The following is a 20353-nucleotide window of genomic DNA, read 5'->3' as shown; positions in this document are numbered from 1 at the left end:
ATACGTTCGGAGATCACCATGACCGGTTGGGTTCTATTTCTCGCAGCGCTTGTCACGTTCCTTCTCAGCCACGCAATTCCCGTGCGGCCGGCGGTGCGCGGGTGGCTAATCGGAACGCTGGGGCATCGCGGGTATTTTGCAGGGTATTCGATCCTGTCGCTGGCTGTGTTGGTCTGGCTGATCATTGCAGCCGCAAACGCACCTTATGTGGAGGTCATTCCACCGTTTCCAGTATTACGTTGGGTGCCAGTTCTGATCATGCCGGTCGTCTGTTGGCTGGCCCTTGCGGGGCTTGCCATTCAAAATCCGTTCTCGTTTGGCGGGTTAGGCAACCGGACCTTTGACCCAGAGCAGCCCGGTATCCTGCGCACCACCCGCCACCCGGTCCTTGCCGCGTTGATGTTGTGGGCATTGGCACATTTGCTGGCCAATGGCAGCCTGTCACATGTCATCCTGTTTGGCCTGTTTGCCGGTTTCGCAGCCATGGGCATGTCTTTGATCGACCGTCGCAAACTTAGCGAAATGGGGATTGAATGGGTCCGGTTGTCTCGAAATACTGCGCGCTTTTCACTCCGTGCGCCGCGCTCTTGGCCACGTCCCTGGGTATGGATGACCGCACTTGCCGCCTATGCGGTTCTTCTTCACCTGCACGCTCCTGTGATCGGTCTGTCTCCGTTTCCGTAGCTGGGGGAGTGGTCGGATACGCCTGAGCGTGCTATTTGAAATGTCGAAATGAAAAACAAGAGGTCCAAGATGAATCTGGCCTATGTCACCACTACCGATCGCGGCGCCACTGATCGCCTGTTAAGCGCTGTTGCAGAACACCTGCTGGCTTCGGGCGCGAAACTGGCGGGCGTTGTTCAGACCAACACCGAATGCGCGGACAGCAGCAAATGCGATATGGATGTGCGCGTGCTGCCAAAGGGTGAGACCATCCGCATTTCGCAATCTCTAGGAACACAGTCGCGCGGTTGCCGCCTGGACCCCGCAGCGCTGGAACAGGCGGTTGGGTATGTGACTGCTTCGCTTGAAAAAGCACCCCAGTTGCTGATCATCAACAAATTCGGCAAGCACGAATCGGATGGCCGAGGATTCCGCCCTGTGATCGGCGAAGCATTGGCGATGGACATCCCGGTGCTGGTCGGCGTGAACGGGTTGAACGAAGAAAAGTTTCAGGCGTTCGCGGACGGCGCTGCGGAAGCCCTCCCGGCGGACCTAGATGCAATCGAGGCGTGGTTCAACAAGGTTTCAGAACTGCGCACGGCGGCAGAGTAAGGTAGTAAACCCCTAAAAACAGGGTAAAAAAGGCGCCGAAGCGCATTCAGCGCCTTTTTTCGATATTGCAGGGGCTTCAGCCCGGAAAAAACCAGACAGACTTGGACTGCGTCTTACAGGCGGTGATGCTGTCGCGGCTTCAATACCCCTCTGGAAACGAAAATGATCAAGGGCACCGGGAAGTGCTTCGCAACAGTGTAATCAGATCAAACGGTTGGTTCTTAAACCTTGGTTTTTTTCAACCGCGCACAACGCCAACCAACCCGATCACAGCGTGCCAAAAACACACTCTGCACATCTTCACGCTCAGTTGGAAAGATGGTGGGCGACCCTGGAATCGAACCAGGCGTGCGTCTCCGCGAGGGAGTTACAGTCCCCTGCCACACCTTGCGGCCTGTCGCCCACTGTCAGGCGTTGCACCTGACGTGGAGGCGTGATTACTAGCGCACCAAAGGAGCGTCAACAGGAAAATTTCGCTTTGGCGCAGGAAACCGAATTCTCGGCCCGGAGGCCCATAAAATGAAGAAACCCAAATGGGTCGTCGAAAAGGAACAGGCGCGTAAAGCCGCTGCGGCCGAAACCGTCTGGCTGTTCGGCTTGCATGCGGTGCGGGATGCTTTGATGAACCCAAATCGTCAGAAATTGCGCCTGATCGTGACACGTAACGCCCGTGACAAGCTGGCGGAAGCCATTGAGTTTGCTGGGATTGAAGCCGAGATGGTTGATCCACGCAAGTTCACCGCGCCTATTGATGCTGGTTCGGTTCACCAGGGTGCTGCGCTTGAGGTCAAGCCTTTGGATTGGGGCGGTCTGGCCGAAAACTGTATCGGTCGGGAAAACCCGCGCGTCATCCTGCTGGATCGCGTGACCGATCCGCATAACGTCGGGGCGATTCTGCGCTCAGCCGAAGTTTTGGGGGCCAGCGCTGTGATAGGTACGCGGCATCACTCTGCACCTGAAACAGGGGCGCTGGCCAAAACCGCCAGCGGTGCGCTGGAACGCCAACCATATTTGCGGGTGCGCAACCTTGCAGACGCGATCATCGAGCTTCAGGGCATGGGGTTTCTGGTTCTTGGACTGGACGGCGAAGCCGATATGACGATCGAAGGTGCGTTGGTCGAGGGGCATGATCGCCCCGTGGCGCTTGTGCTTGGTGCCGAAGGCCCGGGCTTGCGGCAGAAGACCAAAGAAACCGTCGATCAGTTGGTGAAAATTGACGCAGCAGGCGGGTTTGGGTCACTGAATGTCTCAAACGCGGCGGCAATCGCCTTATATGCATCTCGTTCCTGAGCAAAGGAGAGCGCCATTTCCGGTCCATCCAAAATCGCCACCTGCTGTTATTGCGGCACTCGTGCGGCCCTGGTCCTGAAGGGAAAAGAGCGGCATGAGCTTAGCTGTTCAAGCTGCGGTGCTCCGCTACATGATCTCAAGATGATTCCAAAGCGTAAGGCCGTGAAAGAAAAACAGGCGCGACCTGCCGTGTCTCATATGGTGCATTCAAGGGCAAAACGTAAAAAGAAGAAAAAGAGCGTGTTCTCACGTGTGTTTGACGAAGCCTGGGACGTGATTGAGGATATTTTCGACTAGGCGCCCTTGCGTTGAAACTCGATCACATCCTTGTCAACGGGGCTTCCGTTACCGCCGAAAACTTGCATGTTGATACCTCAAGGCTCCAGATTCTGACGTGGCGATGCTGATCCAACGTTCCATCCTTGGCGCGCTAAGCGCTGTATTCCTTTCTTCTGCCGTTTCCGCGCAGGACAATCCCGTCTATTTCGCCACCGAAGGTGTGGCGATGGCCGGGTATGATCCCGTGACCTACTTCGAAGGCGCGACGCCCGTTATGGGTGCCCCGGAAAACGCTGTGATGTGGAAAGGGGCAAAATGGCATTTTTCATCTGCGGAAAACCGAGAGCGCTTTGAAAGCAACCCCCGGGCCTTTGCTCCGCAGTTTGGCGGGTATTGTTCTTACGCGATGGCCAAAGGGGTTCTGAAAAGCACCGATCCCAATGCGTGGCAGGTGGTCGATGGCCGCCTGTATCTGACGCACTCAAAGCAGATTGAGATGATGTGGCAGCAGGATAGGGCGGAATTCATTGAAATGGCAGAAGAAAACTGGCCGGTGATCTTGTACCACAACTAGGCAAGAATCAGCTAATTGTGAAAAGTCATCACAAAAATGCGCGCCCCCTCTTTTTTTTCACCAACTCATGCCTAAATGTCACAGTGACCGCGGAACGGAACTGCCGCGGGTCATTTCACTGTCCCTCGTTCCAACAACTGGCGCCCAAGCTGTCTTGGGCGCTTTTTTCTTTTGATAACCCTGTTAAGGATAGGGCATGTCAAATTATCCCGATCAGCACCTCAAGACCATTCTGCAACGCACCAAGACGGTTGCCGTTGTAGGAGTGTCGTTGAACCCTGTGCGACCCAGTTTCTACGTGGCGCGCTATCTAACCTTGAAGGGATTTGATGTGATCCCGGTCAATCCAGGCCATGCAGGCAAAGACCTATTCGGTCAGACAGTGCGAGGTAGTCTTTCGGACATAACCGAGCCTGTGGATATGGTGGATATTTTTCGGCGGTCCGAAGCTGTGCCGCCTATCGTTGACGAAGCTCTGGACGTTTTTCCCTCTCTCAGCACGATTTGGATGCAGATCGGGGTTGAACATGCCGAAGCGGAGGCAAAGGCCGAAGCACGGGGCGTTGACGTAGTGATGAACCGCTGTCCCAAGATCGAGTATCAGCGCCTGTTTGGCGAGCTGCGCATGGGCGGATTTTCGACCGGAATCATCTCGTCCAAACTTTAGGGCGTTGCTGGCTGATAGGGTTTCAGCCGGGCCACCTGTTCCTGTCGCCGCTTCTCTAGCACCACGTCGCGCGGCACCCATTCGTAACGGGTGTCCTCGACCAGCGGAGACCAGAATAACACCCCGCCATAGCGCCACGGGTCCAGTACGACACCGTCATACAACGATTCCCCCTTGCGGCTGATGATCGCTGTGGAGTGGTCGATTCTCAGCGGATTATCGGCATTGGCTATGGCGCGATGCATCTCAAGCGTTTGGAAATTTTCCTGCTTCAGACGACGCTCAATGTCCTCGGCCCAGTGCCAGCAGAGCCCGCGTGGGCGCACGCCTTTGTTGACCTTTGCGTTGTGGATCAATGGCGGGTCAGTGATCTGGTATTCATCGACCAGCTGTGCGGTGTAGGCGTAGGCAACCTGCGCCGCTCGTTGGGCTTCTTCGGGATCTATGTCAGGACCCAAACTTTGAATTTCAGTTGCCAGGCGTTGAACCTGGTCCCCGGTCGAGGGCGGTGGCGCAGAGCAGCCCGCGACGATGGCAAGCGTTGCCACAAGCATCAAAACTCGGATCATGTCGCGCCCTCGGCTGCCAATCTGACGTCCAAGTATAGCGGTCCAAACAGCGACGCGGAACCCAGGTGTTACCTCTTAGGGCGGGAAGCCTTTTCCGCGATACCGCTGACGCCCTGACGACGTGCCAGTTCGGTCAGGACATCATCCAGTGCCACGTTCCGCGAGGCCAGCATGACCAGAAGGTGATACAGAACATCAGCCGCCTCAGAGGTCAGCCTGGTTTTGTCATCCTTGACGGCCTCGATGATCGCCTCAACAGCTTCTTCGCCAAACTTCTCTGCACATTTCTCGGGACCTTTGGCCAGCAGCTTGGCTGTCCAACTGGAGTCCGGGTCTGCGTCTTTGCGGGCCTCAATCGTGAAGGCCAGATCGTGCAGGATGCTCATGTTAGCCTCATCGGAATGCGCGCAGCGGCCATGTGTTCCTTGGCTTCGCGGATGGTGTATTCGCCGAAATGAAAGATCGAGGCCGCCAGCACGGCGCTTGCGCCGCCTTTGGTGACACCTTCCACCAGATGGTCCAGATTGCCGACACCTCCGCTGGCGATCACCGGTACATTCACCGCGTCGGAAATGGCGCGGGTCAGGGGCAAGTTGAACCCGGCTTTTGTGCCGTCACGATCCATCGAGGTCAGAAGGATTTCTCCGGCCCCTTTGGCAACAACTGTTTTGGCAAAATCGACCGCATCAATACCGGTAGGCTTTCGCCCACCATGGGTGAAAATTTCCCACTTTCCGGGGCTGACGGTCTTGGCGTCTATGGCGCAAACGATGCATTGACTGCCAAACTGGTCAGCCGCTTCCGCGATCACGTTCGGGTTGGCGACGGCGGCCGAGTTGAAACTGACCTTGTCCGCCCCAGCCAGCAGCAGGGCGCGCACATCTTCCTTGGTGCGTACACCGCCACCCACTGTCAGTGGGACAAAGCACTGCTCAGCCGTGCGCTGCACCACATCAAACATCGTTCCGCGGTTTTCGTGGGTCGCATGGATGTCCAGAAAACATATCTCGTCAGCGCCGGCGGCGTCATAGGCCTTGGCCGATTCCACCGGGTCGCCCGCGTCGCGCAGGCCAACGAAATTCACGCCTTTGACCACGCGGCCATCGGCGACATCAAGACAGGGAATGATCCGGGTTTTCAGCATCTGGGTGTCCTTCGTTGCCGGACCTTTACCGGCAAAGCACCGCTGATGCCAGACTTGTGATTGTGATCCATCGTGAAGCCATGGAAATTAGGGGTGAAATTCATGAAAAGGATTATCGAGATGAAACATCTTCTTCTGGCTTCAATTCTAACATTCGGGGGCGCACTATCCGCCATGGCTGACGACATCATCAAAGTTCAAACAAGTAAATCCGTGGCTGAGGCGCTGGATGCGTTGGAAGCAGCAGTTGGCAATGCCGGGGCCACCGTGTTTGCGCGAATCGACCATGCGGCCGGAGCGGAAAAGGTCGGTACGCCCATTCCTGCCAATCAGGTGCTGATTTTCGGTAACCCTGCGCTGGGCACGCCAGCCATGCAGATCGACCCGCGTGCTGGGTTGTTCCTGCCGCTCAAGGTGCAAGCCTATGAGGACGCCAGCGGTCAGGTCTGGCTGGCCTATGAAGACCCCAAGGAAACGATGGATGAGCTGGATGAGGTCGAAAAGTCACCCGTCATCGAAAAGATGCGCGGCGCTTTGGCGAAACTGACTGCCGCTGCCGCGCAGTAGCTCAGTTAAGGGCGCGAATGGCCTCGGCCAGGTCAATCGCGCCATCATACAGCGCCCGACCCGAGATCGCGCCGTCCAGTTCGACACCACAGTCGCGCAGGGCGATCAGGTCTTCCAAAGAGCTGACGCCACCCGACGCAATCACGGGGATAGAAACCGCCTGAGCGAGGGCTGCTGTCGCCTCGATGTTCGGGCCCTGCATCGCGCCATCACGGTTGATGTCAGTATAGATGATTGCGGCCACGCCTGCGTCTTCGAAACTGCGGGCCAGATCGGTGACCTGCACGTCAGTCTCTTCGGCCCAGCCTTTAGTCGCCACCATACCGTTGCGCGCATCAATGCCCACAGCGACTTTGCCGGGAAAAGCTTTCGCCGCTTCGCGCACCAGATCAGGGTTTTCGACCGCAACTGTGCCCAAAATGACCCGCGCCAAACCCTTGCCGATCCATGTTTCGATCGTGGCCATGTCGCGGATACCGCCACCCAACTGAGCGGGCACGTCGCAGGCTTTCAGTATCGCCTCGACCGGGGCGGCGTTAACCGGTTCACCCGCAAACGCGCCGTTCAGATCGACCAGATGAAGCCACTCGCATCCCGCCTCGACAAAGGCGCGGGCCTGTGCGGCAGGGTCTTCATTGAACACGGTGGCCTTGTCCATTTCACCGCGCAGCAGGCGTACGGCATTGCCGTCTTTGAGGTCGATGGCGGGGTAGAGGATCATGTCGGGCGGCCCTATATCTTTGTTACACGCGCGGGATATCGCACAGGCAGGGCAGGGGATGCAACGCGACGCTGGGTCATTCTTGCCCGTCGGTCCTTGGCGGGTCAGACTGCCCTCAAAACAGGGAGAAAATCATGAAGAAATTTACGTTTGCAGCGGGTTTGTCGCTTCTTGCGACCAGTGCTTTGGCAGCAGATCCTGTTGACGGGCTATGGAAGACTGCGCCGGGTGACACGGGTGGTTACCTGCATGTCACGATTTCCGAATGCGGGAGCGCGATTTGCGGCACAATCGACAGCGCCTTTGATGCGGATGGGAACCAGCAGCTGGAATACGAAAATCTGGGTAAACAGATCATCTGGGACATGGTGCCCGAAGGTAGCGGCAGCTATGACAGCGGCAAGATCTGGGCCCCGGACCGCGACAAGACCTACAATTCGAAAATGTCGCTGGACGGGCAGAACAAGCTGACCGTCAAGGGTTGTGTGGCGGGTGGTTTGATCTGTCGCGGCCAAACCTGGACGCGCGTCCAGTAACCCTCAGGGGTTCCAGGTCAGGAAGTTGCCCAGCATACGCAGCCCAACGTCCTGACTTTTCTCGGGGTGGAACTGCATCCCAACCATCGTGTCGCGGCCAATCACGGCCGTGACCTCTTGCCCATAATCAACGTAAGCCAGCCGCTGTGCTGGGTCGCTCACACGAAAATGGTAGGAGTGGACGAAATACGTGTGATCACCGGATTTCACCCCATCGAACACTGGATGATCGCTTTCCAGGACCAGATCATTCCAGCCCATATGGGGGACTTTTAGGGCTGCATCCGAAGGCTCAATTCGGACAACATCACCTGCAACCCAGCCCAAACCATCGGTTTCGCTGTATTCATGGCCCTTGGTGGCCATCAGTTGCATCCCAACGCAGATGCCCAGAAACGGTCGTCCCTTTTGCTCGACTGCCTCGACCATCGCATCATAGATACCTCTGTGTCCCCGCAGCTCGGCGGCACAGGCCGGAAAGGCCCCATCACCCGGCAACACCAAACGATCCGCACGCGCCACGACGTCTGCGTCCGAGGTCACAACAACCTCACCGGCATCCAATTCACGCGCCATGCGCTGAAAAGCCTTCTCGGCCGAGTGCAGATTGCCCGACTCATAATCAATGATCGCAGTCAACATGATACGGACCTGTTCTTCTTCTTGTTCCAAATACGGCGGGGTGAATTGGCCAAAGGCCAAGAGGGGCGGCGCCCCTTACCACCGCCTACAAAGCACCCTTGGTCGATGGAATCGCATCCGCCTTGCGTGGATCGGTTTCGACTGCATCACGCAAAGCGCGCGCGACAGCTTTGAAAGCCGCCTCGGCAATGTGATGGCTGTTGAAGCCGTGCAACTGGTCGATGTGCAGGGTGATGCCGCCATGTGTGCTGAGCGCCTGAAAAAACTCTCGCACAAGCTCTGTGTCGAACGTGCCGATCTTCTGCGTGGGCAAGTCTACATTCCAGATCAGGAACGGACGGCCCGACAAGTCCAGCGCGCAGCGCACTTGTGCGTCGTCCATAGGCAGATGACATTCGCCATAACGGCGGATGCCTTTCTTATCGCCCAGAGCCTGCGTCAGTGCCTGACCCAGCGCGATGCCGGTATCTTCGACCGTGTGATGGTCGTCGATGTGATAATCACCCTTGGCACTGATCGTCATGTCGATCAGCGAGTGGCGCGCCAGCTGATCCAGCATGTGGTCAAAGAAGCCAACACCGGTCTGGTTGTCATAGGTGCCGGTGCCATCCAGATTGACCTGAACCGTGATCTCGGTCTCGGCGGTCTTGCGGCTGATCGAAGCGCTGCGCATGGGCGAATTCCTTTTGCTACAGGCGCGCTTATAGACGGGGTTGGGCTGCCTTATCCAGACCATAGGTGGCATTCAGGCCAAACTGTTGCAGGGGATTGCACCCGGCTGTGCCCCGTGTCAGCTTGCAAGCAACACGAACCGATAGGGTCACACTATGTCCACCTGCGTTTTTATCCAGATCCGCTGCAAACCCGGCACCACTTATAAGGTGGCCGAAGAAATCGCCCTGCGCGAAATTCATTCCGAACTGTATTCCACCAGCGGCGAATATGACCTGCTTCTGAAGCTATATATCCCCGAGACCGAGGATGTGGGCCACTTCATCAACGAACACTTGCTAGTGATCCCTAACATCGAACGCTCGCTGACCACCATGACATTCAAGGCGTTCTAGCCCAGTTCGAACGTCGTCACGCCAAAGATTCGGTCCAGATCGATATCCGGCTGATGGCTGGAATACATCCGGGCGGTTTCAAACACTTTGTCCAGTCCAAGCGCGTCGGCCAAAGCGAAGGCTGATGTGTTGGGCTGTGGCATGTCCACAAAAACCTCATGCTCGTTGTGGTCTTCGGGAATCGCCGTCAGCAGAGCTGCTAACAGAGCCCTTGCAATGTCGGTATTGTCTGCAAACAGCGGACCAACCTTGTATCCGGTGATGCAAGGGCGCAGCGTTGCGTAGCCTTGGATTCTGCCATTGTCGGAATAGACCTTTGATACGTGATTGTAAGCGCTGAGCCAGCTTTCAAGGAACAGATCGCGTGCAGCGGGAAACATGTCGCGGTCATAGGCTTTCAATTCATCTGACGCACTGCTCAGATCCGCTACGCAATCATTCGAAGATGTACCCAGCTTCGCCAGCATCCGCGTTTTTGTTCCGGCAAATCGGTAGTTGTTATACGCGAAGGTAAAGCCGGATTTGCGATAATTTTCCTGCTGCTCGACAACGCCATCCAGACCCATGTTACGACTGCCGCAATGAGCAAGCGCATGTTGCGCTATCTCAAGCCCATGACCATGGTGCCGGAACTCGGGTTTAACGATGTAAAAGCCCAGAAACGCGAAATCGGCGTTGTAATTCACCGCCGAGACCGAGGAAATCATCTCTCCATCCAGAAATCCGCCCAGAAACCCGTCCGGGTCCGTTGGGCGAAAGCACTCGGCGTCGTGTACGCCGGGGTTCCATCCTTCGCGACCGGCCCAATCCACAGCGTGCTGGACTTCGGCAGCAGTGAGTGGGCGAATGATATAATCAGACATCGGGTAATCCTGCATTGCGTAATGCGACCAGAATGGCGCAACGCGCTGCAAAGAACCAGCATGTTCGGATCGGTTGGTATCTGGAGCGGGCGAGGCGATTCGAACGCCCGACCCTAACCTTGGCAAGGTTATGCTCTACCCCTGAGCTACGCCCGCATCAGATACATATGTGGTCCAAAGACCTCTCAATGGAGCGGGCGAGGCGATTCGAACGCCCGACCCTAACCTTGGCAAGGTTATGCTCTACCCCTGAGCTACGCCCGCGCCGTTGAGTGAGGAGGGATGTATAAATTCCCACGCGAGGCTGCAAGCGGAAAAACGCAAAAAAGAGGAAAAATCTTTCGACGGAAATCCGAGCCCAGCTCGTTGAAAATCTAGAGCGTGAAAAAATAAGAGGGGCTGAAGAATGAAAATGGCACGTATAGCTGATATGAAAATGGCGCTGTTGGCCGCGCTGATCATATTGACCACGATGCTATGCGCACGGGTTGAGGACAAGGTGGTCGAGGTCGACCCAGTCCTGATGCGCGCGCCACTGGTCGAAACGCTGGTGTTGGCGGGATAAACCCCGCCTACAGTCAGAGGGCCAGGACCAGATTCGCGATCGCGGTTACCAATATTGCTGTGAACGTCAGCCCCATTCCAAGCTGTCGCAGAATGACGATCTGCGGCGTTCTGCCAAAACCGTATGCGTGCAACAGACGCCCGGCCAACAGCATCAGGCCCAACACGTGTAACGTCAGGCTACCTGCGCCTTGCAACTCTACCATTGCGATCAGCAAAAGGCCGATGGGTGCGTATTCGGCGCAATTGGAATGCGTGCGTATCGCCTTGATCATAAGTTTGCTGCCGCCATCGCCGACCGAAATTTTGTCGCTACGGCGCTGTAGAATCACTTTGACGCTGAGCGCTACGTACAGGATTGCGATCAGGGCCGCGTAGATCGGTGTGATTGCAAGCATGGTCTGTCTCCGTTCCAGCATTGAAAAGGGCCGCACGGTTTCCCGCACGGCCCTTTGAACTTTAGCTGGTTCGACGGCTTATTCCAGTTCGACGAGCAGGTCTTTTGCGTCGATCTGGCCGCCTGGTTGCACGTGAACAGCTTTGACGGTTGCGTCGCGTTCGGCGTGGATGCCGGTTTCCATTTTCATCGCCTCGATGGTCAACAGCATGTCGCCTTCCTTGACCTCTTGTCCCGCAGTTACGGCAACCGTTGCCACGACCCCCGGCATTGGTGCGCCGACGTGATCGGGGTTGCCGGTTTCAGCCTTGGGCCGGGCCTGAGTGCTTGATGTGACCATCCGGTTCGGTACCCGGATGACACGGGGTTGGCCGTTCAGTTCAAAGAACACGCGGACTTCGCCGTTTTCATCGGTCTCGCCAATCGCCTGACAGCGGATCTCCAGCGTCTTGCCCGGGTCAATCTCGGCCGTGATCTCTTCGCTCGGCTCCATGCCGTAGAAGAAGGTGCGTGTAGGCAGAGTTCGGACAGGGCCATAGATCCGATGACGTCCCATGTAGTCCAGGAACACCTTGGGATACATCAGGTAGCCGTTCAGGTCCTCGTCATCGACGTCTTTGCCTTCCAGCTGCTTGGACAGTTCGGCGCGGGTGGCTTCCAGATCAACCGCAGGCACGTCCTTGCCGGGGCGTTCTGTGTTGGGGGCCTCGTCCTTCAGCACCTTCTTGATGATGGTGTCGGGGAACCCACCCGGAGGCTGACCCAGATTGCCACGCATCATGTCCACGACCGAGTCGGGGAAGGCGACGTCAGTTGCCGGGTCCTCGACCTGTTCGCGGGTCATGTTTTGGCTGACCATCATCAGCGCCATGTCGCCAACAACCTTCGACGACGGCGTCACTTTCACGATGTCACCGAACATCTGGTTTACGTCGGCATACATCTGGGCGACCTCGTGCCAGCGCTCTTCCAGACCCAGGCTACGCGCCTGCGCCTTGAGGTTGGTGAACTGACCCCCGGGCATCTCGTGCAGATAGACCTCGGACGCCGGGGCCTGCAGGCTGGATTCGAAGGCCGCATACTGACCGCGAACCGCTTCGAAGTAGTCGCTGATCTCGCGGATTGCCTTGATGTCCAGCCCGGTGTCGCGGTCGGTGTGGCGCAGGGCCTCGACCACGGTGCCCAGCGTTGCCTGTGACGTGTTGCCCGAGAAGCTGTCCATCGCGCAGTCCACGGCGTCCACACCCGCATCGGACGCGGCCAGAATGGTCGCGCTGGCGATACCGGCGGTGTCATGGGTGTGGAAATGGATCGGCAGGCCGACCTCTTCTTTCAGCGCGCGGATCAGGATCTTGGCCGAGGCTGGTTTCAACAGACCCGCCATGTCTTTCAGGCCAAGGATATGCGCACCTGCGTCGCGCAGCTCTTTCGCCATGCCGACATAATACTTCAGGTCGTACTTGGCCCGATCCGGGTCAAGGATGTCGCCCGTGTAGCAAACCGTGCCTTCGCAGATCTTGCCGTTCTCGACGACAGCGTCCATCGCCACACGCATGTTCTCAACCCAGTTCAGCGAGTCGAACACGCGGAAGACATCAATGTTCTTGGACGCCTGGCGTACGAATTCCTGCACCACGTTGTCGGGGTAGTTGGTGTAGCCGACCCCGTTTGCTCCACGCAGAAGCATCTGGGTCATCAGGTTCGGCATCGCTTCGCGCAGGTCGCGCAAACGCTGCCACGGGCATTCCTGCAGGAACCGATAGGCGACGTCGAACGTTGCGCCGCCCCAACATTCTACACTGAACAACTGCGGCAGGTTGGCCGCATAAGTCGGAGCAACCTTGATCATGTCGATCGACCGCATCCGGGTCGCCAGCAGTGACTGATGCCCGTCGCGCATGGTGGTGTCGGTGATCAGCAGTTGACGCTGCGCCTTCATCCAGTCGGCCACAGCCTGCGGGCCCTTTTGCTCCAGCAGGTTGCGGGTGCCCATTTGTGGTTCGGCCTTTTGCGCGGGGGGTTTGGCCTCTTTCAAGTCGGCGCGCGGTTCGGGGCGATCCTTGGTCTCGGGGTGCCCGTTCACCGTAATGTCCGCGATATAGGTCAGAACCTTGGTGCCCCGGTCGCGGCGGCGCTTGAACGCGAACAGATCGGGTGTCGTGTCGATGAACTTGGTGGTGTATTCATTCGACAGGAAAGTTGGGTGTTTCAGCAGGTTGATGACAAAGTCGATATTGGTGCTGACACCGCGAATGCGGAATTCACGCAGGGCGCGGTCCATGCGGGCAATTGCGGCCTCAGGCGTCGGGGCCTTGGCCGTCACCTTGGTCAGCAGCGAGTCGTAATACCGCGTGATCACCCCGCCCGCATAGGCGGTGCCGCCATCCAGACGAATGCCCATGCCGGTGGCCGAGCGATAGGCGGTGATGCGGCCATAGTCGGGGATGAAGTTGTTCTGTGGGTCTTCGGTCGTAATCCGGGTCTGCAGCGCATGGCCGTTCAGATGCACATCCGCCTGGCTGGCAGCGCCGGTGGCTTCGGCCAGGGTCTTGCCTTCAGCGATCAGAATCTGTGCTTGAACGATGTCGATACCGGTGACTTCCTCGGTGACAGTGTGTTCCACCTGCACGCGCGGGTTCACTTCGATGAAGTAGAACTTGCCGGTTTCCATATCCATCAGGAACTCGACAGTGCCCGCGCACTCATAGTTCACATGGGCGCAGATTTTGCGCCCCAGTTCACAGATCTCAGCGCGCTGCTCTTCGGACAGGTATGGGGCAGGGGCGCGTTCGACCACCTTCTGGTTGCGGCGCTGGACCGAGCAGTCACGCTCATAAAGGTGATAAATCTCACCATGCTTGTCGCCCAGTATCTGAACCTCGACGTGGCGGGCGCGGGTGATCATCTTTTCCAGATAGCCCTCACCATTGCCAAAGGCGGCTTCGGCCTCGCGACGGCCTTCCAGCACCTTTTCTTCCAATTCGTCCTCGGACTCAATCGGGCGCATACCCCGACCACCACCGCCCCAGCTGGCCTTGAGCATCAGCGGATAACCGATCTCGGCGGCCTCGGCCCGGATCGCGTCCATGTCATCACCTAACACTTCGGTTGCGGGGATGACCGGAACGCCAGCCTCAATCGCCACACGCCGCGCACTGGCTTTATCGCCCAGAGCGCGCATGGTTTCGGCTTTGGGGCCAATAAAGGTGATCCCGTTCTGCACACAGGCATCCACGAAATCCGGGTTCTCGGACAGCAGGCCATAGCCCGGATGGATCGCGTCCGCGCCACACTCCTTGGCCACGCGGATAATCTCGTCAATGCTCAGATATGCAGCAACCGGGCCCATGCCTTCGCCAATGCGATAGGCCTCATCGGCCTTGAAACGATGCAGGCCAAGCTTGTCCTCTTCGGCAAAGACAGCAACAGTGCGTTTGCCCATCTCGTTCGCTGCGCGCATAACGCGAATGGCAATCTCGCCGCGGTTGGCGATCAGGATCTTGGTGAAGTCTGTCATATTAAGTCCCGGTCTTTATGTGTTTGGGCGTGTTATTGGGCGAACAATACGCGCAGGTATATCCGTTCTTCTGGGTAGAACCGGCATGTTACCGCTCGCAAACGCCCTTTGGCCGCTGTAGCCTTATACGCATGCCGCGCCGCAGCATCAAATTATTAACATCATCTCTCAATTTGAGACAGTGCCGCCAGACCCATCTGACCCATATTTGCGTGCAGATCCTGTCTCAGAACATCGATGACATGCGCGGGGCCGCAAGGGCCAAGTGCCGCCAACCCGTACAAAAAAGCGCGCCCAAGCATGACAAAATCGGCGCCTAGGGAAAGCGCGCGCAGTACATCCAGGCCACTTTCGATACCGCTGTCAAATATTAGCGGTAAATTGGTGGCGTCGCGAATAGCTGGAAGAGCTTCAATGCTGGCCGGGGCTGCGTCAAATTGGCGACCTCCGTGATTCGAGACCCACAGGGCGTCCACACCCACCCGTTCCAGTCTGTCAGAATCTTCGGGACGCAAGATGCCTTTGACCACAAAGCCTCCGTCCCAATGATCGCGCAGCCACGATACATAGTCCAACCCCGGTGATGTCCTCAACAGGTACCCAATATGGGCCGTCGGCGGCAGATCGCCCGGATCTTCGATATACTTGTCCAGAGTGCGCATATGCGGCACGCCATTGCGCAGCATACCCATGGCCCAGGCGGGCTTTGTCGCAATCTGTGCCAGCAAACGCGGCGTCAGCTTTGGTGGCTGCCTCAGGCCCGAGCGGGTTTGTCGTTCCCTGCGTGAGGCTACTGGGACATCCACAGTCAGCACAAGGGTTCGAAACCCGGCCTGATGCGCCCGACCCAACATATCCTTGCGAATGTCTGGGTCGCGCGGCGGGTAAAGCTGAAACCAGGCGTTTGGTCCCAGGTGTGGTGCCAGGTCCTCAGGGCTTTGGCTGGCCACGGTGGACAGGGAATACGGAATCCCTTCCCGCGCGGCTGCCTGAGCCAACAGGCGCTCCGCGTCGGGCCAGACCAACCCCGACATCCCGATCGGCGCGATCCCAAAGGGCAAAGGGTAATCACGGCCCAGTAAGGTCCTCGATGTATCAAATTCCAGTTCGCCGTGCAGGATCGAGGGCGAAAGGCGGACGTCATCCAGCGCCTTTCGATTTCGTATCAGAGTCGTTTCTGCCCCTGTACCGCTTTCGACATATTCCCATACGAAATGCGGCAGGCGGCGGCGCGCGTGACGTTTCAAATCCGGTATGCCGGGAAAGGTGCTGTGCAGGTCCATGCACATTGATCCGACCCGCTGCGTGATTCGGCAAGGGTATTAGGCCGCGTCCGGGTGGGTCTGCTTGCCTTTGGCGAGGGGTCGCTTGACCTGATTCTGGGTTTCGCTGGCTACCTCAACCTGGTTGCGCCCTTTGTCCTTGGCCACATAAAGCGCATCGTCGGCCGCGCGCATCAGATCCTGTGGCATGGTTCCGTGCTTCGGGTAATGCGCCACCCCGACCGAGATGGTGATGCGGGGCAAGGCCTTTTCGCCATAGCGGACGGTGACGGCTTCGACTGCCTGTCTCAGCTGCTCTGCGCGGGTCACAGCGTCTTCGGGGGTGTTGTCGGGTAGGATCAACATAAATTCTTCACCGCCGATGCGGCAGGCCACCTCGTCGCGGTCGCAGCCCTGTTCCAGCGCGGCCCCAACCGCACGCAAGACCATGTCACCTGCGTCGTGCCCATGCGTGTCGTTGAACTTTTTGAAATGATCCACGTCCACGGCGATCAGACTCAGCGCCGCTCCGGTCTTTTGGCTGCGGCTGATCGACTTGCGTAGCGTTTCCGTCAAGTGACGACGATTGAATAGGCCAGTCAGAGGGTCGCGTACCGATTGGTCATGCAATTGATCGCGCATTCTGACGTTGGCAATGGCCATGCTGATCTGCTCGGCGCACAGCTGCGCGAGTTTACGACTTTTGTGAAAACATGCGTCACGCCCGGCAAGCGCCCTAAGATGCAGCAGGCCGACGGTTTCGCCATGCGCGAGGATGGGAAAACAGAAATAGGGTCGCCCATCATGCGGTTCGGCGTGTTCACAGACAAAGTCGATCTCGGATGCGCCGAATTCATAGGTGCGTCCACGCCGCAATCCCCAGCAGCCTTCGGGGTGAATATGCGACTCGTGCGTGCCGCCATTCCAGCTGGCGCAACCGTCCAGAACATCGCGAGAGTTGGAATAGACATAAACGCTGCCCTCTGCCTCGGGCAGGATGTGGGTCATGAAGCGTGACACCATATCGAACAGCTCATCCAGCGATCGACTGGATTGCAGCCATTCATTCAACTCACCCAGCAAGCGTACTTCGCGGGCCAAGCGCAGCTGTTCGTCCATCAATTCCCGCTCTTTCACGGCTCGTTTGCGAAGGTCGCGCACTTGACGCAGGTTGGTGCGGTGGACAATCAGGATCACAGTTGTCAGGGCCAGCAACGCCACTCCGCTGAGGATAGCCAGAGACAAGCGCACCCGAGTGATGAACAGATTCCTTAGGTCCGTGATGTCCGAATAGAATTCGATTGCCCCCAGAAACGTCGCATCTTTGATAATCGGTGTATAGACCTCGGCGACATGACGGCTGTTCAGCCCCTTATTCCCGCGGGGATCGGGGTCAAAGGAGTCAATTTCCGTGATAGGTTTCTCTTCGTGTTTGTAATAAAGGCCGCCGGCGGCAACGACAGACTTAAAGTAAGGTTTTGTGTTCACCGAGCCAACGTCACTGCTGCGGGTCGACCAAAATACGTTGCCTGATGCATCGAACAGTTTGAACCGGTAGATGTCCGAGGTTTCTGGCAACAGATTCAGAAAATCCTGGTCATGCGGGCTGAGCGAATGATCGCGGAATGTCGCCTCCAGACTGCTTAAATTGCTTTCGACCTGACGGCTCAGCCGCACGGCGCTTTTGCGCAGGTCTGCTTCCAGCATGCGATCCACCACCGGTGCCGGGACCGCGTAGATGCCCCAACCGGCTGCTACCGTCAGAACGACCAGCATCAGGCCCGCACCCACCATTTTCAAACGCGATGATCCTGTCGTCGGATTCGTCTGTTCCATCTTTCCCGCTCCCACAGCAATGGGATCAGCATCCGGCCCTGAGTTTGACAGTGGGTTAACTTTTGAGCGGCGATGGTCGTTTCTTTGTTTCGAATTAATGCAAAAAGAAGTGTTAAAAGCCTGTGAACAAGCCGTGAACAAACTCTTTCCCTTCGGGCTGATCCAGCGTAGTTTGGATCCATGAGCAGTTTTGACGAAATGGACGCCTTCGAGGGCGCATCGCTGTCGGCGCGGGCTATGGCTCGGTTTTCAGAGCCGAAAGGCGAGTACAAGAAGGGTCTTAACCCTGCACAGGGAGATGCGGTCGAAAAAGTCGACGGCCCCCTTTTGATATTGGCCGGTGCGGGTACAGGAAAAACAAGGACGTTGATGGCACGTGTTGCGCATCTGATAGAGCAACACGGGGTCAGGGCGAACGAGATTTTAGCAGTGACCTTCACCAACAAGGCCGCGAAAGAGATGCAAGTTCGTTTGGAGAATACTCCTTATTCGGTCCAAGAACCTGTGCGTTGGCTTGGTACTTTTCATTCAATTAGCGCTAAATTGCTTCGACGTCACGCAGAGTTGGTCGATCTTAAATCAAACTTCACTATTTTGGATGCGGACGACCAACTGCGGCTTATAAAGCAGTTGCTGAAAGTGAATAACATTGATGAGAAGCGTTGGCCGCCGCGGCACTTGCTGGGGATTATTGACGATTGGAAGAACCGCGCGCTGACACCGGACAAGGTGCCTTCTGCCGATGCTGGGGCCTACAACAATAAGGGTATCGAGCTTTACGCTCAGTACCAGACGCGCCTGCGACAGTTGAATGCGGTAGATTTCGGCGACCTTCTGCTGCATATGGTCACGATCTTCCAAACCCATCCGGACGTTTTGGAGCAATACCAACGCTGGTTCCGCTACATTCTGGTGGACGAGTATCAGGATACCAACGTCGCCCAATACCTTTGGCTGCGATTGCTGGCCGGTGGGCACAAAAATATATGTTGTGTGGGGGACGACGATCAGTCGATTTACGGCTGGCGCGGGGCCGAAGTGGGCAACATCTTGCGGTTCGAAAAGGATTTCCCGGGCGCTTATGTGGTGCGGCTGGAGCAGAACTACCGCTCGACCCCGCATATTCTAGCAGCTGCATCGAACGTCATTCGAGGCAACGAAAACCGGCTGGGCAAAGAGCTCTGGACCGATGCTGAGGAAGGTCACAAGGTCAACCTGATCGGCCATTGGGATGGCGAGGAAGAGGCCCGCTGGATTGGCGAGGAAATCGACGCAATGCAAGGCGGTACGCGCGGTATCCGCCCGGTGAACCTGGATGAAATCTCCATCCTCGTCCGCGCCTCGCACCAGATGCGCGCGTTCGAAGACCGCTTCCTGACCATTGGTCTGCCTTACAAAGTGATCGGCGGCCCGCGATTCTATGAACGGATGGAGATTCGCGATGCCATGGCCTATTTCCGGTTGGTGATCAGCCCCGAAGACGATCTGGCCTTTGAGCGTATAGTGAACACTCCAAAACGCGGCCTTGGCGACAAGGCGCAGCAGACCATTCAGATGACTGCACGTGAAAACGGTGTTTCTCTGGTTGATGGGGCACGGATCGCCGTCGACAATGGGCTGATCAAGGGGAAGGGTGGCAAAGCCCTGCGCGAGTTGATTGATGGGCTGGCGCGGTGGAACGCGATGACGCGCGGCCCGCGGATCGAGGTAGACGACGACTCGGTGATTGATGACGGATCACCCCTGCGGTTCGGTGCGCCCGAGCATACGCATATCGAACTGGCCCAGATCATCCTCGACGAATCCGGCTACACTGCTCATTGGCAGAACGACAAGACCCCTGAAGCGCCGGGGCGTTTGGAAAACCTTAAGGAACTGGTCAACCAACTGGACAATTTCGAAAACCTTCAGGGGTTTTTGGAACATGTCAGCCTTGTCATGGACAACGAACAGGATTCGGATGGGGCCAAGGTTTCGATCATGACCCTGCACGCCGCCAAGGGGCTCGAATTCCCGGTTGTTTTCCTGCCAGGATGGGAGGACGGGTTGTTCCCCTCACAGCGGTCGATGGACGAATCCGGGCTCAAGGGGCTCGAGGAAGAGCGTCGCCTGGCCTATGTCGGCATCACCCGCGCGGAAGAGGTTTGTACGATTTCCTTTGCCGCCAACCGGCGGGTTTTTGGGCAATGGCAGAACTCCATGCCTTCGCGTTTCATCGACGAATTGCCGGAAGAGCATGTAGAGGTTCTGACTCCTCCCGGCCTCTATGGCGGCGGGCACCAGACAGCGGGAATCGAATCCCGCGCAGCCGAAGCCAATGTCTATAACTCACCGGGCTGGAAACGGATGCAAGCGCGGCAGGGGCAATATGGCACGTCACAACCCCGCGAAAGTCGGAACACGGTGATCGACGCCACCGCCCTGGCCAGCTTTACGCTGGGTGAGCGCGTTTTCCACCAGAAATTCGGCTATGGCGCGATCATCGGTATCGAGGGCGATAAGGTCGAGGTCGATTTCGATAAGGCGGGCACCAAGAAAGTGGTGTCACGATTCCTGACCAACAAAGATGACGTTCCGTTCTAA

General features: G+C 57.4%; 22 protein-coding genes and 3 tRNA genes. 11 read left to right on the top strand and 14 right to left on the bottom strand.

Annotated elements, in window-relative coordinates; translation table 11 throughout:
* Positions 1 to 18 precede the first annotated feature (18 nt).
* Together GOV85_RS04465 and GOV85_RS04460 are read left to right on the top strand one after the other, a co-directional pair.
* Positions 19 to 684: an NnrU family protein gene (locus tag GOV85_RS04465; RefSeq protein WP_171175388.1), complete on the top strand. Its 666-nt coding sequence runs from the start codon at positions 19 to 21 to the stop codon at positions 682 to 684.
* Between the two features lie 69 nt (positions 685 to 753).
* The gene (locus GOV85_RS04460) at positions 754 to 1275 is read left to right on the top strand and encodes a DUF2478 domain-containing protein (RefSeq protein ID WP_171175386.1); all 522 of its coding nucleotides are present in this window, start codon (positions 754 to 756) and stop codon (positions 1273 to 1275) included.
* A gap of 319 nt (positions 1276 to 1594) precedes the next feature.
* On the opposite strand, the gene GOV85_RS04455 is transcribed toward GOV85_RS04460, so the two are convergent.
* Positions 1595 to 1678 (bottom strand) — tRNA-Tyr (locus GOV85_RS04455).
* A 116-nt stretch (positions 1679 to 1794) separates the two neighbouring features.
* Here GOV85_RS04455 and rlmB point away from each other — a divergent pair.
* From rlmB to GOV85_RS04435, 4 genes are all read left to right on the top strand, one after another.
* Entirely contained in the window at positions 1795 to 2565 is a 771-nt protein-coding gene (gene rlmB / locus GOV85_RS04450) for a 23S rRNA (guanosine(2251)-2'-O)-methyltransferase RlmB (RefSeq protein ID WP_171175384.1), read from the top strand.
* Positions 2566 to 2580: 15 nt separating this feature from the next.
* Positions 2581 to 2862, top strand: a complete 282-nt coding sequence (locus tag GOV85_RS04445; RefSeq protein ID WP_171176233.1) for a hypothetical protein — start codon at positions 2581 to 2583, stop codon at positions 2860 to 2862.
* A 103-nt stretch (positions 2863 to 2965) separates the two neighbouring features.
* Positions 2966 to 3418, top strand: a complete 453-nt coding sequence (locus GOV85_RS04440; protein WP_174836676.1) for a YHS domain-containing (seleno)protein — start codon at positions 2966 to 2968, stop codon at positions 3416 to 3418.
* Between the two features lie 196 nt (positions 3419 to 3614).
* Entirely contained in the window at positions 3615 to 4085 is a 471-nt protein-coding gene (locus GOV85_RS04435) for a CoA-binding protein (RefSeq protein WP_171175380.1), read from the top strand.
* Here the strand turns inward: GOV85_RS04435 and GOV85_RS04430 are convergent.
* The 3 genes from GOV85_RS04430 to hisF all read right to left on the bottom strand — a co-directional run bounded on the left by GOV85_RS04430 (position 4082) and on the right by hisF (position 5798).
* Positions 4082 to 4654 (bottom strand): hypothetical protein, encoded by a 573-nt coding sequence (locus GOV85_RS04430; RefSeq protein WP_171175378.1) that lies wholly within the window; start codon positions 4652 to 4654, stop codon positions 4082 to 4084. The two genes, GOV85_RS04435 and GOV85_RS04430, sit on opposite strands and share 4 nt — an antisense overlap.
* 68 nt (positions 4655 to 4722) lie before the next feature.
* Positions 4723 to 5040: a phosphoribosyl-ATP diphosphatase gene (locus tag GOV85_RS04425; RefSeq protein ID WP_171175376.1), complete on the bottom strand. Its 318-nt coding sequence runs from the start codon at positions 5038 to 5040 to the stop codon at positions 4723 to 4725.
* On the bottom strand, positions 5037 to 5798 hold the full coding sequence (gene hisF, locus GOV85_RS04420) for an imidazole glycerol phosphate synthase subunit HisF (RefSeq protein ID WP_171175374.1): 762 nt from the start codon (positions 5796 to 5798) through the stop codon (positions 5037 to 5039). The genes GOV85_RS04425 and hisF overlap by 4 nt, the downstream gene beginning before the upstream one ends.
* Before the next feature lie 174 nt (positions 5799 to 5972).
* Between hisF and GOV85_RS04415 the strand changes: the two genes are divergently transcribed.
* Positions 5973 to 6365, top strand: coding sequence for a DUF302 domain-containing protein (locus GOV85_RS04415; RefSeq protein WP_171176230.1), 393 nt, complete (start codon positions 5973 to 5975; stop codon positions 6363 to 6365).
* A 1-nt stretch (position 6366) separates the two neighbouring features.
* Here GOV85_RS04415 and hisA read toward each other — a convergent pair whose 3' ends face one another.
* Positions 6367 to 7086: a 1-(5-phosphoribosyl)-5-[(5-phosphoribosylamino)methylideneamino]imidazole-4-carboxamide isomerase gene (hisA, locus tag GOV85_RS04410; protein WP_171175372.1), complete on the bottom strand. Its 720-nt coding sequence runs from the start codon at positions 7084 to 7086 to the stop codon at positions 6367 to 6369.
* Between the two features lie 134 nt (positions 7087 to 7220).
* Between hisA and GOV85_RS04405 the strand changes: the two genes are divergently transcribed.
* Positions 7221 to 7622, top strand: a complete 402-nt coding sequence (locus GOV85_RS04405) for a DUF2147 domain-containing protein (RefSeq protein ID WP_171175370.1) — start codon at positions 7221 to 7223, stop codon at positions 7620 to 7622.
* A gap of 3 nt (positions 7623 to 7625) precedes the next feature.
* On the opposite strand, the gene hisH is transcribed toward GOV85_RS04405, so the two are convergent.
* On the bottom strand, positions 7626 to 8264 hold the full coding sequence (gene hisH / locus GOV85_RS04400) for an imidazole glycerol phosphate synthase subunit HisH (protein WP_171175368.1): 639 nt from the start codon (positions 8262 to 8264) through the stop codon (positions 7626 to 7628).
* A gap of 85 nt (positions 8265 to 8349) precedes the next feature.
* Positions 8350 to 8937, bottom strand: coding sequence for an imidazoleglycerol-phosphate dehydratase HisB (hisB, locus tag GOV85_RS04395; protein WP_171175366.1), 588 nt, complete (start codon positions 8935 to 8937; stop codon positions 8350 to 8352).
* A 154-nt stretch (positions 8938 to 9091) separates the two neighbouring features.
* Here hisB and GOV85_RS04390 point away from each other — a divergent pair, with 154 nt between their 5' ends.
* Positions 9092 to 9331: an Lrp/AsnC family transcriptional regulator gene (locus tag GOV85_RS04390; RefSeq protein WP_050602861.1), complete on the top strand. Its 240-nt coding sequence runs from the start codon at positions 9092 to 9094 to the stop codon at positions 9329 to 9331.
* Here GOV85_RS04390 and GOV85_RS04385 read toward each other — a convergent pair.
* From GOV85_RS04385 to GOV85_RS04375, 3 genes are all read right to left on the bottom strand, one after another.
* The gene (locus tag GOV85_RS04385; protein WP_209509441.1) at positions 9328 to 10194 is read right to left on the bottom strand and encodes a GNAT family N-acetyltransferase; all 867 of its coding nucleotides are present in this window, start codon (positions 10192 to 10194) and stop codon (positions 9328 to 9330) included. The genes GOV85_RS04390 and GOV85_RS04385 overlap by 4 nt on opposite strands.
* An 81-nt stretch (positions 10195 to 10275) precedes the next feature.
* Positions 10276 to 10350: transfer RNA gene (locus GOV85_RS04380), tRNA-Gly, on the bottom strand.
* Between the two features lie 33 nt (positions 10351 to 10383).
* Positions 10384 to 10458, bottom strand: a tRNA-Gly gene (locus tag GOV85_RS04375).
* Between the two features lie 148 nt (positions 10459 to 10606).
* Here GOV85_RS04375 and GOV85_RS04370 point away from each other — a divergent pair.
* The gene (locus GOV85_RS04370) at positions 10607 to 10759 is read left to right on the top strand and encodes a hypothetical protein (protein WP_171175362.1); all 153 of its coding nucleotides are present in this window, start codon (positions 10607 to 10609) and stop codon (positions 10757 to 10759) included.
* Between the two features lie 13 nt (positions 10760 to 10772).
* On the opposite strand, the gene GOV85_RS04365 is transcribed toward GOV85_RS04370, so the two are convergent.
* The 4 genes from GOV85_RS04365 to GOV85_RS04350 all read right to left on the bottom strand — a co-directional run bounded on the left by GOV85_RS04365 (position 10773) and on the right by GOV85_RS04350 (position 17770).
* Positions 10773 to 11156, bottom strand: a complete 384-nt coding sequence (locus tag GOV85_RS04365) for an MAPEG family protein (RefSeq protein ID WP_171175360.1) — start codon at positions 11154 to 11156, stop codon at positions 10773 to 10775.
* Between the two features lie 78 nt (positions 11157 to 11234).
* Entirely contained in the window at positions 11235 to 14672 is a 3438-nt protein-coding gene (locus GOV85_RS04360; RefSeq protein ID WP_171175358.1) for a pyruvate carboxylase, read from the bottom strand.
* A gap of 161 nt (positions 14673 to 14833) precedes the next feature.
* The gene (locus tag GOV85_RS04355) at positions 14834 to 15955 is read right to left on the bottom strand and encodes an alpha-hydroxy acid oxidase (protein WP_171175356.1); all 1122 of its coding nucleotides are present in this window, start codon (positions 15953 to 15955) and stop codon (positions 14834 to 14836) included.
* A gap of 39 nt (positions 15956 to 15994) precedes the next feature.
* Complete coding sequence (locus GOV85_RS04350; protein WP_171175354.1) at positions 15995 to 17770, bottom strand: diguanylate cyclase; 1776 nt, start codon at positions 17768 to 17770, stop codon at positions 15995 to 15997.
* Between the two features lie 180 nt (positions 17771 to 17950).
* Here GOV85_RS04350 and GOV85_RS04345 point away from each other — a divergent pair, with 180 nt between their 5' ends.
* Positions 17951 to 20353 (top strand): ATP-dependent helicase, encoded by a 2403-nt coding sequence (locus GOV85_RS04345; RefSeq protein WP_171175346.1) that lies wholly within the window; start codon positions 17951 to 17953, stop codon positions 20351 to 20353.

It is taken from the genome of Ruegeria sp. HKCCA4633 (assembly GCF_013034605.1).
Classification (GTDB): Bacteria; Pseudomonadota; Alphaproteobacteria; order Rhodobacterales; family Rhodobacteraceae; genus Ruegeria.
Note: the sequence above shows the minus strand (reverse complement) of the source record. Positions and strands in the feature narration are given on the sequence as shown.